This window comes from Spirosoma foliorum, assembly GCF_014117325.1.
GTDB lineage: Bacteria > Bacteroidota > Bacteroidia > Cytophagales > Spirosomataceae > Spirosoma > Spirosoma foliorum.
In genome coordinates, this window is sequence record NZ_CP059732.1 from 3,016,019 (window position 1) to 3,028,626 (window position 12,608).

Annotated in this window: 13 protein-coding genes and 1 other RNA gene; 4 read left to right on the plus strand and 10 right to left on the minus strand. The window is 42.8% G+C overall.

What is annotated here, in order from left to right; translation table 11 throughout:
- Positions 1–12: 12 nt before the first annotated feature.
- Both H3H32_RS12615 and H3H32_RS12620 read right to left on the minus strand, forming a co-directional pair.
- On the minus strand, positions 13–1,026 hold the full coding sequence (locus tag H3H32_RS12615) for an FAD binding domain-containing protein (protein ID WP_182463045.1): 1,014 nt from the start codon (positions 1,024–1,026) through the stop codon (positions 13–15).
- A 20-nt stretch (positions 1,027–1,046) separates the two neighbouring features.
- Positions 1,047–1,847 (minus strand): 2Fe-2S iron-sulfur cluster-binding protein, encoded by an 801-nt coding sequence (locus H3H32_RS12620; RefSeq protein WP_374191823.1) that lies wholly within the window; start codon positions 1,845–1,847, stop codon positions 1,047–1,049.
- A gap of 261 nt (positions 1,848–2,108) precedes the next feature.
- Between H3H32_RS12620 and H3H32_RS12625 the strand changes: the two genes are divergently transcribed.
- Together H3H32_RS12625 and H3H32_RS12630 are read left to right on the plus strand one after the other, a co-directional pair.
- A complete protein-coding gene (locus H3H32_RS12625) occupies positions 2,109–3,302 on the plus strand; it encodes a DUF4249 domain-containing protein (RefSeq protein ID WP_182463046.1) in 1,194 nt (397 codons plus the stop codon).
- A 521-nt stretch (positions 3,303–3,823) separates the two neighbouring features.
- A complete protein-coding gene (locus H3H32_RS12630) occupies positions 3,824–4,228 on the plus strand; it encodes an ATP-grasp domain-containing protein (protein ID WP_374191836.1) in 405 nt (134 codons plus the stop codon).
- A gap of 288 nt (positions 4,229–4,516) precedes the next feature.
- Here H3H32_RS12630 and H3H32_RS12635 read toward each other — a convergent pair whose 3' ends face one another.
- From H3H32_RS12635 to ssrA, 3 genes are all read right to left on the minus strand, one after another.
- Positions 4,517–5,653: a hypothetical protein gene (locus H3H32_RS12635; protein ID WP_182463048.1), complete on the minus strand. Its 1,137-nt coding sequence runs from the start codon at positions 5,651–5,653 to the stop codon at positions 4,517–4,519.
- A gap of 62 nt (positions 5,654–5,715) precedes the next feature.
- The gene (locus tag H3H32_RS12640) at positions 5,716–7,605 is read right to left on the minus strand and encodes a leucine-rich repeat domain-containing protein (protein ID WP_182463049.1); all 1,890 of its coding nucleotides are present in this window, start codon (positions 7,603–7,605) and stop codon (positions 5,716–5,718) included.
- 315 nt (positions 7,606–7,920) lie between these two features.
- Positions 7,921–8,293: a transfer-messenger RNA gene (gene ssrA, locus H3H32_RS12645) on the minus strand.
- Positions 8,294–8,516: 223 nt separating this feature from the next.
- On the opposite strand from ssrA, the gene H3H32_RS12650 reads away from it, so the two are divergent.
- A complete protein-coding gene (locus H3H32_RS12650; RefSeq protein ID WP_182463050.1) occupies positions 8,517–9,158 on the plus strand; it encodes a hypothetical protein in 642 nt (213 codons plus the stop codon).
- A 16-nt stretch (positions 9,159–9,174) separates the two neighbouring features.
- On the opposite strand, the gene H3H32_RS12655 is transcribed toward H3H32_RS12650, so the two are convergent.
- The 5 genes from H3H32_RS12655 to H3H32_RS12675 form a co-directional block, all read right to left on the minus strand.
- Positions 9,175–10,143 carry an alpha/beta hydrolase family protein gene (locus tag H3H32_RS12655; RefSeq protein ID WP_182463051.1) on the minus strand — a complete coding sequence of 323 codons (969 nt, stop codon included), beginning with the start codon at positions 10,141–10,143 and terminating at the stop codon, positions 9,175–9,177.
- A gap of 39 nt (positions 10,144–10,182) precedes the next feature.
- Positions 10,183–10,845, minus strand: coding sequence for an SdpI family protein (locus H3H32_RS12660; protein ID WP_182463052.1), 663 nt, complete (start codon positions 10,843–10,845; stop codon positions 10,183–10,185).
- An 11-nt stretch (positions 10,846–10,856) separates the two neighbouring features.
- Positions 10,857–11,153, minus strand: a complete 297-nt coding sequence (locus tag H3H32_RS12665) for an autorepressor SdpR family transcription factor (protein ID WP_182463053.1) — start codon at positions 11,151–11,153, stop codon at positions 10,857–10,859.
- Between the two features lie 115 nt (positions 11,154–11,268).
- A complete protein-coding gene (locus H3H32_RS12670) occupies positions 11,269–11,766 on the minus strand; it encodes a DUF421 domain-containing protein (RefSeq protein WP_182463054.1) in 498 nt (165 codons plus the stop codon).
- A gap of 24 nt (positions 11,767–11,790) precedes the next feature.
- Positions 11,791–11,943, minus strand: coding sequence for a hypothetical protein (locus tag H3H32_RS12675; RefSeq protein WP_182463055.1), 153 nt, complete (start codon positions 11,941–11,943; stop codon positions 11,791–11,793).
- 39 nt (positions 11,944–11,982) lie between these two features.
- Between H3H32_RS12675 and H3H32_RS12680 the strand changes: the two genes are divergently transcribed.
- Entirely contained in the window at positions 11,983–12,525 is a 543-nt protein-coding gene (locus H3H32_RS12680) for a DUF6580 family putative transport protein (protein ID WP_182463056.1), read from the plus strand.
- Positions 12,526–12,608 lie beyond the last annotated feature (83 nt).

A 12,608-nucleotide genomic window follows, 5' to 3' on the forward strand; every position in this document is an offset into this window, starting at 1 on the left:
GATGTATTGCGCTTATGCTTTGCCGCCGTTCATGGCCATTTGCAAGGCCAGAACGATGCTTCGATTACCCAGTTCAACTTTAAATGCATTGTGTGCCAGCGGTTTGGCCTCAGCCATTTCAGCGGTAGCGGCCAGTTTGAAATTGGCTTCGGTGGCTTCTTTGCCAACCAGTAGCTGCTCGGCTTTCAACGCCCGCCAGGGTTTGTGGGCAACGCCCCCCATCGCAATACGAACAGCTTTAATTCGGTTGCTCGCTCCATCCATCTCCAAAGCAGCTGCCACCGATACCAGCGCAAAGGCATACGAAGCTCGGTCGCGGACTTTGAGGTAGTACGACTTATCGGCAAATCGGTTCTTCGGCAGTTCAATGGCCGTAATCAGTTCGCCATGCGGTAAGTTGGTGTCCTGCTCTGGCTTATCACCTGGGAGCCGGTGAAAATCGCCCAGCGGAATCGATCGTTCCTGCCCGCTGGCGTTACGAACCTTAACGACCGCATCCAATGCTGCCAGGGCAACGGCCATATCGGATGGATAGACGGCTACGCATTGTTCCGACCAGCCAAAGATGGCGTGCATCCGGTTGATACCTTCGCGGGCACCACAACCAGTCCCGGGTTCACGTTTATTGCAGGGCATAGCTACTTCGTAGAAATACGGGCAGCGGGTCCGTTGCAGTAGATTCCCGCCATTGGTCGCCATGTTCCGCAGTTGTCCCGATGCGCCCGCCAGGATGGCCTGCGTGAGCAAGGGGTAGTTCTGCCGGACCAGCGGGTGGTTTGCCGTTTCGGTGTTTTTGCTAAGGCCACCCAGTGAAATACCGCCCTGGTTCGTTCCGGTGGTTAGTGGCTTAATATCAGTCAAACCTAGTTCGGAAATGTCGATGAGGGCGCCCGGTCGTTCAACGTCCTCCTTCATCAGGTCGAGTAGATTGGTACCGCCCGCAAGAAATTTGGCGGTTGGGTTCTGGGCCAGCATTTTGATCGCCGACGACGGGTCGGTAGCTCGGCTGTAGGTAAACGGTCTCATAAGATACAGTTGCTAACAAATTAAACCGAACGAAAAACCTGTTCGACAGGCTTGCCACTATGAACCTCCTGAATGGCAGCGACAATATTAGGGTAGGCGCCACACCGGCAAATATTTCCGGACATACGCTCCCGAATCTCTTCATTAGAAAGCTTTGCTGGCCCCGCAGGCTGACGGACAGTCTCGCTAACGTAGCTCAGATGACCTTTTTTCGCTTCGTCGAGCATCGCCACCGCCGAGCAAATCTGGCCGGGTGTACAGAAGCCGCACTGGAATCCGTCGTGTTTCAGAAAAGCCTCCTGCACGGGGTGGAGCGAATTGCCCTGCGCCAGTCCTTCAATCGTCTGCACCGTTTTTCCTTCGCAACTCGCAGCCAATGTCAGGCACGACAACACCCGGTGACCATTTATGATGACCGTGCAGGCACCACACTGACCATGATCACACCCTTTTTTGGAGCCCGTCAGATCAAGTCGTTCCCGCAGGGTATCGAGTAATGTCATCCGGGAATCGACGGTTAGTTTGCGGGCCGTACCATTGACCTTGAACGAAACGTTCACCCCATTTTCAATACTCTCCAATGCATAGTCTGCCGGAGCAGCTTCGTTAAAGGGCCGGGTCATTAACTGTTCGGCTACTGCCGACTGGGCAGCCAGGATACCGCCACCCGCCAGTGTCATCAATTTGAGGAAATGCCGCCGGTTGACACCGGTATCAAGAATTTCGCTGAGGTCTTCGGGCATCAGATCAGCAAACAACCGCTTTTCGTCCTCCGTCAATTCCGATGATTCGTTTTCGTCCATCATACCTTCCTTCATCATTAATTGATTGTTCGCAATCCCTTGCCAGCCGTATTATGTATGTATCATCACGACGAACAGAGGGTTAACCACTTAGTAGAACTGATTGTTAGGATTGGAAACGCTTACTCACCAAACAGATTGAATACAGTTCGTTGACGGGCACTTTGGACGTGCCTTTGGGCAACCAGGTTGCCTGTACTAACCGAAGCCTGGAATTCGTAAAGTAGAACTCACAACTCACTGTATTTTACCTGTTACCTACTCCACCCCAACCTGTTTATGCGTGCTACTAGTCTATTTTTGCTCCTTGTTCTGACGACGCTCATCTTGCCGACCGCCTGCGTGGATATGCTGGAGACTCCCATGAGCCAGCGGGTCAACGTGATTGTGGTTGACGCTACGCTGACCAATCTCAACGAGGATCAAAAGATTCACATTAATCGCTCCAAGTCCGACTCGCTGACGGGCCGCTTTGGCAGCCTGCCCATCACAGGTGCACTGGTGGAGGTTCTGGTTGATTCTGCCCAGGTGCTCGTTTTCACCGAGACCGACACAGCTGGGGCCTACCGCTCTCCAGCAGGCTTTCGAGCCCAACCGGGTCACGCGTACCAACTGCGCTTTACCCTTAAGGATGGTACACACTATCAGTCAACAACCGAAGTGATGGCCACGGTCCCTCCTATTGACCGCATCCATACCAAATTCAACCCCACGAGTTTACCCGCTATCCTTGGCGATGGTTCCATTAATCAATACCGGGGAGCGCATGATATAACCATTGATTTTCAGGACCCCGCCGATCAACACAACTATTACCGCTGGGACTGGCTGCTGTGGGAGAAACAGGACTGGTGCCGAACGTGTGTGAATAATGAGTATGCGATCTACTCACTGACAACCCCGCCATTTCTGGTCGAAGACTGCTATGGACAGAAGTATGATAATGGGTACTATGTTTACGATTACAACTGTCGCACCCAATGCTGGGAGATTTTGCACAATTACACCACCAACGTGTTCGATGATGTCTACAGTAACGGGGGACTGATTTTGGGCCGCTCAGTGGCCCAGATTCCGTTTTACCAAAAGAATGCCTGCTTAGTGCAACTTCGGCAATCTTCGCTTACGCGGCAGGCCTATCAGTACTACCGGACTGTGGAAGAGCAGACCCAGAATAACGGGGGTGTGGCCGCTACTCCTCCCACAGCGTTAGTGGGTAACGTGCGCAATCTGGCCAATGAACATGAAAGCGTGATTGGCTATTTTACGGCCTCGGCAGTGGCCACCTCGCTGGACTGGATTGACCGACGTGACGCGACAGGTATCCCGCCGGGCCTATTTATCGCCTTGAATAACCGCCCGCCCTCCCAACCTTTTAACCAGGGGGGCTATGGCTCCAAGGATTACCCGACGGCGACCTGTGTGCCAAGTGATGGTCGTACGCCTAACAAACCGGTTGGCTGGTTAGAGTAAGGTTAGACTAAGTACCCAAGTATTAATAGCTTAGGTTATTTTGAAAGGGCGTTTTTGTCCTGCTGACGAAGGAAACATGACAAAAAATAATCTACAGTAGTTTAGTCGACCTATTTATATACGTAAAAGCTATATCAATCTTACCAGTTCAGATTTACGGATTTACATTTTGGGCATAAGCTGCTCCCTTCCAGTAAGACGCTAAAATTGCATCGATGGCAATGCCCTGGTATGGGTGTCATATGAAGCAGTACAGCTTTGGCTTGAGAAAAGCTCAAATGGCTGATCTTTCGTAGTTGCTCCACTACAGCCAAGCTTTTTCCTTCTCTATACAGAAGTGACAGATCAGCTTTCTGATCAGTACTCAGGTCTGGTACAACAATATCGAAACCACAACGGTCACAGTGAAGCGCATTCATTCCTATTGGGTAATCTAAGTTATTTTAGCCAAAGAAGGCAATAGCTGGACTTGTCAAGCCTTTTCTTACAATGGCGCTCCCACCCTCTTAACGGCCTACAATATACGTTCTATTGTGATTGAAAATGAAGTAGTATCTGCAATGGAGCGAACAGCCAGCCAAGGCGATTTTAGGGCGAATTTATCCAAAGGTGGTTATGGCCGCGCCATCAATCTAAGCGAAGCAGAAACAGCCATGTGTATTAAAGCTGCAAAAGCGGTAGGATTAGAGTTTGCTGGAGTAGATCTAATTCGTGAAAAAATGGGCCAGACCTATGTAACAGAGGTGAATAGCAACCCAGGAACAGGCATTATCGATATTACAAAAAAGAATAACTTTGAGGGTCTAATTAAATTCATTGAAACTAAGTCGAATAAAACAGAATCGGCCCCATCCGATAATAAAAACAATGAAGAACTAGAAAATGAAAACGCAGAAGAAGCTTCACTAAAAGCTATCGAGCGCTAATATCCAAACAAGAAAAGGAAACTTAGACTATAACGAATACAGGTTTATTATTATTTTTTCAGAAAAAATTTGGAAATAGAATCTAGAAATAGGATAAATATAGCATAAGTGAAATTTATGCTATATTCATTTGGTCATATCGGCCTACTAGTTGCCACAAGAATCTTTTTAGCTAAAAACTCAATTAAAGTAATATCATGACGTAAATATTTAACTTCAGGTGAAGTTGGAGTTAAAAGGTCATATGACCCATCGGTAGTTTTTGTATGAACTATTCTACATCTAATATCATATATACGTTCGCAAACATCCATTAAGATGTCTTCTTTGGTAGTTGTTAATATCTTTTTTTTTTGAAAGGCTAATTGAGCTTTTATCCAAAAAATAATCTTTACACTCATTATCTAATTCAATAAATTCTTTCAATTCTTTATCGTTGATACAGCTCTTTACTGTTGCTTTTAATTGCTCCAATTCTGAGCCAAATCCCTTTTGACCTTTACTTATTTTGACAGTAGAAAGCACTTTGGCAATATCTGAATCTTTGTTAGCGTTAAAACCAGGGTTTTTTAAAATATTTTTTATTCTATAATGTGCTTCATTTTCAGAAAAAACAGGAAAATAAAATTCTAATATCTGATAAAAAGCGAGAAATTGGAGTAGTGGTAGTTCACCGGATGATCTTGCATACCAAAAAAAAGATATAGGCTCTTTATCATATTCATACATCGGGAAACTTATATCAATATCATAATCAATCTTAACTCTAGATGCTCTATTCTTAGGTTCTTTATCCTGAGCGAGGTAGTGGCCAAAGTTTATTGAAAAATCAAGTTTAAATAAAAAAGAATTTCCAATTTTTTCTAGGTAATCTTTCGCTTCATCATGAGTATTAATTTTTACATTTTCTATCTGGATAGTAAGGCGATCTTTTATACGGTGCTCTTTATATCGAGACGAGGTCAAGATACTAAAATCGACACTTGATGTTCCAATCGAAATTTTAATACCATCGTTTGAAGGTGGGAAATAGTATCTATCGTTAATTAGACCAGTTTCTTCTATCGGTTTTATTGTATTAAATAGTCTACGAAGTTTAAAATTAAACCCAATCCCTATCATAGCTTTCCTCTGAACGGGATTTAATTCACACTCAATAGTGTCTTTATTTGAAGACCAAATCGCTTCATAACCTTTAATAAATTTATAATTTTCAATATTACTATTTAAAATCTTCTCTTTAGAGTAAGCAGGCAAAAATGTTATATTAACTATTTCTCTTTCTTTCGCAAATTTAGCTATTATAAATTTTGCAATTTCAATTTCATCCTCAACAAAAGATACGTCTTTCTCTAGTATTTCTACCTCTATGTTTGCCTTCTTTAATTTAGTAACTATTGATTCAATAATTTCTAATTCATTCATTTTGTCTAATATTTTATTGATTATGTAAAAGTTCTGTTATTACTTTTTCGATTTTACTTTAATTAGGGCCTCATGAAGTTATCCATAATCTGCTTAATCGATTCAGCTAATTCAGGATTATTAAGTACTCCTTCAGCAAAGTCTTTTATCTTATCATAATACTTAACAACCTCCGGGATAACTTCGCCGGCGTCTTTGGCCATCTTGACAGCTCCCTTTGTATTTTCAATCCAGCGACCGATTCGTTTTCCTAGGGTATTTTTTTCTTCATTCTTCAACTCTGGCTTTTGGGAGGCACTATCAATTTCCTTCTGCAAATCAGCTCCTTCACGTCGCTGAAATTCCTTTAAATAAGGATCAACCACTTCCCTTAAGTTACTAAAATCGTTACCAATCTGCTGCTTAATTATAACATTAGTAGTAACGTTAGTAATTACATGTATGGGTTTTGTGATAGCTAAGATAGATTCTTGTTGACGTCGGATTATCTCTTCTTGCTGGGCCTCAGATTTACCTTCTAAGCGAGCAAACTTTTGCTTTTGTTGTTGTACTTCTAGTGTCAACTTCTGGCTAATTTGCATAAGTTGATCTAAGCCACTTTCCATTTCATTTATAGCGCCATAAATTCCAGCCAGTATATCTTGATTGGAAATGTATTTTTCTGTAGAAAACCGAACTAAGCTGGCATTTTGAGTAAAATTAGTAGCCAAAGTTTGGGCAAATATAATAGCTGGGTCTCCTGTGGGACTAGGATATACCATACCCGTTTCGGCACCTTCATGTATCTTTGTTTTAAGAATATCGAAGAATTCTTTCAGTAGTTTGTCCACCAATTCAGGATCTATATTCTCGTCAGGGATAACCTCGAATACCAAGCCATCACTTTCGTTATTTACATTTAAGGTGATTACTTTTTGGGTTCGCTGATAGTAAAATGTATTAAATCCACTAAAGTAAATCTTAAGTATCTCGCGCAATTGAATTGGCACACCTTGCCAAATTTTGGTAAAACTTTGTGAACGAAAGAAGGCCCGTTCTAGAAAAGGATTATCTCGGTAATCCAATATTAAATCAGAGCGTTCTAAGCCTTTAAGTTCTTTAGAAAATTCTTCTATTTTATTATTTCGAATATTCAATGTTTTTAATTTTGGCAATAATTGTATATTATTTGGCAAATCAGAAATTTCATTATTACTTATATCTAAATTTTCTAAGTTTACTAGTTTAGAAATCTCTGAAGGTATATCTATTAATTTATTATAACTTAGACTAAGTGTTTCAAGCCTAGGTAGGTAGCATAGACTCAGTGGTATATCAGTTAATTTATTCTCTGAAATATTTAATTCTTTTAATGAATAATTCAGACCAATATTTGGCGGCAATTTGCTTATATTATTCCTAGAAGCCAGCAGTTTAGTCATTTCTGAAAAGTGCTCAATTTCATTTGGAATACTTTTAAATTCATTTTCAGAAATATCAAGAGTTTCAATTTGCATTTTTTTATTAAAAAAATTTTTAGGAAAAATATGCAATCTATTCCTACTAATATACAAATCCTCTAAATTCTTAAGTTTTGATATAACTCTAGGAAATTTTACAAATTGATTATCGCTCAAGTTCAAAATAGTTAAAAATTCTAATTCAGCAAAGCTTTTCGGAAGGCGTTTAAGTTTATTTCCATTTAAATAAAGAAAATTCAAATGACTAAGACTATTAAAATCATCAGATAATTCTCCTATTTCGTTGTTTGAAATTGAGAGAGAGGTCAATTCCATTCTATACAAATCTTTTGGTATAGAATTAAGGAAATTATCATCTAAATTCACGAAGGAAATCCTACTAAGTTCTTCGACGGGGAGCTCAATATCACGTAAATTTAATGCCGACAAATCCAGCATAATTGATTTGTCATTTATTGCTTTTTCTATTATTTCTATGACCTCGAATCTCACAGTTTTAACAGTTATTAATAGAATAGACCTAATTTAAAATTTCTGTTACTTTAACGACTTAATCTAAAAATAAAAATATTTTAGTTGGCCAGCAAATTATTTGACCTTATTTCTCTACTTTACCTATTATTTTACAGTAAGCCCTACATCATTTTATCTATTATCTACAAAATATATCTAATTAATAACATAAATTATTACGACATAAGAATATATTCAAAGCTCTTTGGCACTTTTTCACTTTAGACATTGTCTCCTATTTGTCAACTATAAAAAACCCCGAAATCAGGCTGATTTCGGGGTTTTTTGTTCTTTTTGTGGAGACGGAGGGATTTGAACCCTCGTCCAGTCAAGGAAACCAACGCGCTTTCTACATGCTTAGGTACACTTAGGATTGTCGGGAATCGGCCCGGTGTGTACCAGACCAAGCTTCATCCGTAGGTGCTTTTGTCTCGTCTGTTGTCAACACCATTATCCAGACCAGCGCTGCGAGTCGATGCCTCCTGATCCAGCCAGCAGCACGTAGGCCGGGGAGACAATGGCTATTGCTTAATCCTCCGGATTAGGCAGCCATGGCGTAGTTATATTCGCCAGTTATTGTTTTGACGATTTGTTTGGGCGGGAAATACCGTCAACTCCCGGCATGCTTACACGCGACCTCAGCAAGCTGTCAATTCCAGTCGCCCCCATATTGACCATACCTCAAAAAAGACGATTTACTCAGCTTTTCTTTCGATATGTGTTCTGGTTAACTTACTCCCGGCTCGTTTAGTTCGCCAATCCGTGCATTTACTAAGTTTTTGGCCAAAAGGTCACTTTAATTACATTATTTCAGGAAAATTTATCAACTTAATTTTATTCTAGTAGTTATATGGGTATAGCCTAATCTTGATCTTGATTCCTCTCCTAAGATGACCATTACTCCTTTCGAAACGAACCTCTACCAGCACCTGACTCCGTTTTTTGCGGAGCATGAGTTTGCGCTGTTGCCCGAAAAAAAACAGTTTCGGCGAATTAGTACCGGCGGATTTCAAAATATCATTTTATCGTCGGTGTTTTATGTCGATGATACCATGCTGGACGTAAATTTTGGCTGCCGGAATGAGCAGGTTGAACAAATTGCGCAGCAATTCCTGAATAATCAGCCCGATTGTCGGCTCGATGCCAATACATTCCTATTGTCGATTAATCGCTTTAGTGGCGCTCAGTTTCCTCGCTACAAGATTCACTCGGGCGAAGCGCTTACCGATGTTTGTGGAAAAATTGAATTGTTCTTCAATAAATACGGCTTCAATTTTCTGGATTCGGCCTCTATCCTGTCCACAATTGATCAGTTGTTGAACGAACAGCCCAATCAGCCCTGTACGTATGTGTATAATCAGACGCATCGTTGCTATAAAGGCCTGATTGCCGCCCGATTAAATCATAACCCATACTTCGACGACTTAGTAGACACCTATCGGCAATTACTGCTCCGGCTAACCCAAAATCCGTACGAGCAAGTGCATTTTGAGCGACTGATTGCGTATTTGCAACATTACTCGGCCAATTAAGTGTTGTTCCTGGCTGTTACTTTTTCACAAATCGCGCAATGGTTTCGACTAAACCGGGCGTGAGTGGTAAATGGGGTTGATTATACGTTTCTATATTCGCAGCCCGATCAAGGGGGGCATTCTTCAGCACGTGGTTCATCCGATCAATGAGCACCAGAGTAGCATCTGGACGAGCCGCTTTTAATCGTTCGGCCTCACTGGTAGCAACTTGAATATCGTGCTTCCCATTGATCAACAAGACTGGCCCCGCATATTTTTTAATCTCGACAGCCGGGTCATACTTCATCCAGGAAATCAGACCGGGTTGCATTTTAGCGTTGAACATAGTCGCTAAAAAAGGATTCACCCGTTTAACTGGATACCCTTCCTTTAGCGAGTCCAATATAACCGTTGCCAATGAGCGAAGCGTGTCGGGAAGCGCCGTTTGAAACTGCACTTTCATGACATCGGCAATATTCTGACCCGCCCCCGCAATGGAAATATATTTATCCGCTTTTGTCTGCCTTGCCGCCAGCATACCTACCAGCGACCCTTCGGAATGACCGGCTACGATCACTTTCGAAAACCGCTTGTCGACCTGTAGCTGGTGAATGAATCCAACGGCATCACTTACATAATAATCAAACCGATGTTTGTCGGTGCCAACGGCGGCTACAGCGGCTTTCAAATTGGTACCCGAGTAGCGTTTATCATAACGGGCTACGGCGATCCCCTGCCGAACTAAACTGTCGGCCAGCATTTTAAAGGCATTCGATTTAAACCCATAGGTGCTGTTGCAGTCACGATCTGTCGGTCCAGAACCAGCAATCAATAGCACCACAGGTACCCCTTTGGTTGCATTGTCAGGCACTGTCAATGTCCCATCGAGCGTGAGATCGGCACCAGCGGGCTCCGTTATTTTGTAGTGAATTGGCTCTTCGGTTTGAGCCAGGGCAATGCGGCAACTAGCTATCAGAAATAGTGCAGCGGTAAGCAGACGATTCATAAGTGGGAGAATTTAATTGAACAAATGGCTATGATGGAATCAATTAAGCTGATGCTCTTTTTCCTGTTTGTGCAGTATGTACGAATAGACAACCGGAATCAGGGTAATCAAGCAAAAAACGCTCATCACGCCCCCTACTTTATAAGGCAAGGGCAACCCCAATGCCAATACGACACTCAATAGGCCACCTCCTACCATTAGCCAGCCACCCAGTCGGTGTGTTTTACGCCAGACAGTATCACTGTCTAATGTCCAGGGAGTACGAATGCCCACAAACCAGTTGGGTTTTACGGTAGTCATGTAATTTCCCATACCTGCAATCAGCAATCCAACCAGTGCCAGAACGACTTCCGTTGTCGCCTTACCTTCTGTTGGGTGGCCAGCTATGTAAAATAACCAGCCCATAATAGCGGCAAACAGGAGCGTAACGGCAAAGCGTAATTTTTGATAGTTTGCGCTCTGCAATTGACCTTTAGGATCGAGAGCAGGCAAAAATCGAAGCATCAGGTAAAGAAATAACGAGATACCTCCTATCAATAAAGCAGCGGTTTCTTTTCGTTGCCAGTCATTCGGATTACCCTTCAAATCATAATGAATGGCTATTTCGGCGGGCAATTCACTCCAGATAATGCCCATATAAGCCAATGGAGCCAACATAACGGCAATCATCAGCAGTTCGGTTGGTGTTGAATTAGTTTTCATACTTGATCGGTTTAGTTCTTCTGTTCAGGAATTTTCTCAGTTATTGATGTTTCTGTTTTCTGAAAGCTCATCAGCCAGGCCAGCAGCTCGTCAAGAACGGTCGTATTCAGGGAGTAATTGACAAACTGCCCCTGCTTGGTGGCTTCGACTAACCCAGCCTGACGTAACAAATCGAGGTGGTGCGAAATACTGGGCTTCGTCATATCGAATCGCTCGGCAATGTCGCCAGCGTTCAGATCTCCCTCCCGCAGCAGGTCCAGTATCTGCCGACGGGTGGGATCGTTTAAGGCCTTGAAGAGGTTATTCATCGCTATATGATTAAACTGTTAGACAAATATCTAATTAATTATTTAGACAACTATCTAATTATTAAGAAAAATCTATTTTTAGGGATGAATGGTCGATACTCAGGATGAATGGAATTTAGTTGGAGATAACGCTGATATTTCCACTACCTTCGATGTAACATGCTTTTACGCTGGCCATATCATCGACTCCCTGTTCGCGTAACATGCCGGTTAGCTCGGTTGGGGTAATCAGCTCTTTTTTCATATTCTGGCGCTGCATGACTCCATTTTTAATGAGCAGAACTGGTTCGGGCTCCCCTATCTTACTAAAGAAAACCGACCGATACCCAAGCCAGTTAATAGCATAATCCCAGAAAACCAGAATACCCACCAGAACAAAACCTTCTGTAACAGAGGTATATTCTCCTGCCATTGAATTCTGCGATGCATCTGAAATAAGCGTAATCAACAATAAATCGCTGATACCAAGCTGACCAGCGCCACGCCTAAAAAACCGAATGTAGGCAAAGCAGAACCAATACGTAATCGTACCCCGAACCCCTATTTCCCAAAGAGACATAGAAGGCGTAAACATTTTATCCCAATCAATCGTGGCAAGGAGTAAACTATACATAAGGTAGAGATGGCTAGTACGCTCCTATGAACTCATTTCAGCATCAGTGGTTTGATGGGTTTCATCTTTCTTCTGATACAAATGGGCTTGGCTGTATCTATTTATGGAGTTACCTTTGCCATACATACGTACATTTCCCAGGTTATCGCCTAGTTGAACCGATTCTGCCGAGGGCATTGTTATACACGAGTCAATCTATTAACCGCTGATTTTACCATGAAGCCACTCCAAATTCGCTTACTTACCCTTTCGACCTTAGTACTTGCTACTGCTTTGTTCCGCCTGGTACCCCACTGGCCGAATTTCACGCCAGTAGCGGCTCTGGCTTTATTTGGCGCAGCTACCTTCGAACGCAAGTGGATCGGTTTAGTAGCCCCATTTGCGGCTATGCTCTTGAGCGATGCGCTGATTGGCTTTCATGGCAGTATGGGCGCTGTGTATATCAGCTTTGGTTTAACCTGGTTACTGGGTTTATGGGCTTTACAGCGTCCAACGGCTGGTCGGATTGCCATTGCCTCGCTCACATCGTCGATTTTATTTTTTCTGGTTACCAATTTCGCCGTTTGGTACGGTAGCTCTTATTACCCACAAACAGCGGCTGGCCTGATGACATGCTATGCGGCTGGTCTAGCTTTTTATAACGGCACTTCTTTTTTCTTAAATGGCGTTATGGGTGATCTATTTTTTAGTGGCCTCTTGTTTGGCGGTTATTACCTGCTTAAACAACGCTTCATGGTGCTTCGCCCGGCACGCGCTTAATTGAGCAGATTTTCAATCATACCATAAACATAAAACGAGAGCAGTTCTGATTGAGCTGCTCTCGTTTTATGTTTATACCTAAG

Coding starts and splice junctions, on each gene's coding strand:
- H3H32_RS12615 (WP_182463045.1), bottom strand. CDS start 1,026: ATGAGACCGTTTACCTACAGCCGAGCTACCGACCCGTCGTCGGCGATC.
- H3H32_RS12620 (WP_374191823.1), bottom strand. CDS start 1,847: ATGATGAAGGAAGGTATGATGGACGAAAACGAATCATCGGAATTGACG.
- H3H32_RS12625 (WP_182463046.1), top strand. CDS start 2,109: ATGCGTGCTACTAGTCTATTTTTGCTCCTTGTTCTGACGACGCTCATC.
- H3H32_RS12635 (WP_182463048.1), bottom strand. CDS start 5,653: ATGAATGAATTAGAAATTATTGAATCAATAGTTACTAAATTAAAGAAG.
- H3H32_RS12650 (WP_182463050.1), top strand. CDS start 8,517: ATGACCATTACTCCTTTCGAAACGAACCTCTACCAGCACCTGACTCCG.
- H3H32_RS12655 (WP_182463051.1), bottom strand. CDS start 10,143: ATGAATCGTCTGCTTACCGCTGCACTATTTCTGATAGCTAGTTGCCGC.
- H3H32_RS12660 (WP_182463052.1), bottom strand. CDS start 10,845: ATGAAAACTAATTCAACACCAACCGAACTGCTGATGATTGCCGTTATG.
- H3H32_RS12665 (WP_182463053.1), bottom strand. CDS start 11,153: ATGAATAACCTCTTCAAGGCCTTAAACGATCCCACCCGTCGGCAGATA.
- H3H32_RS12670 (WP_182463054.1), bottom strand. CDS start 11,766: ATGTATAGTTTACTCCTTGCCACGATTGATTGGGATAAAATGTTTACG.
- H3H32_RS12675 (WP_182463055.1), bottom strand. CDS start 11,943: ATGCCCTCGGCAGAATCGGTTCAACTAGGCGATAACCTGGGAAATGTA.
- H3H32_RS12680 (WP_182463056.1), top strand. CDS start 11,983: ATGAAGCCACTCCAAATTCGCTTACTTACCCTTTCGACCTTAGTACTT.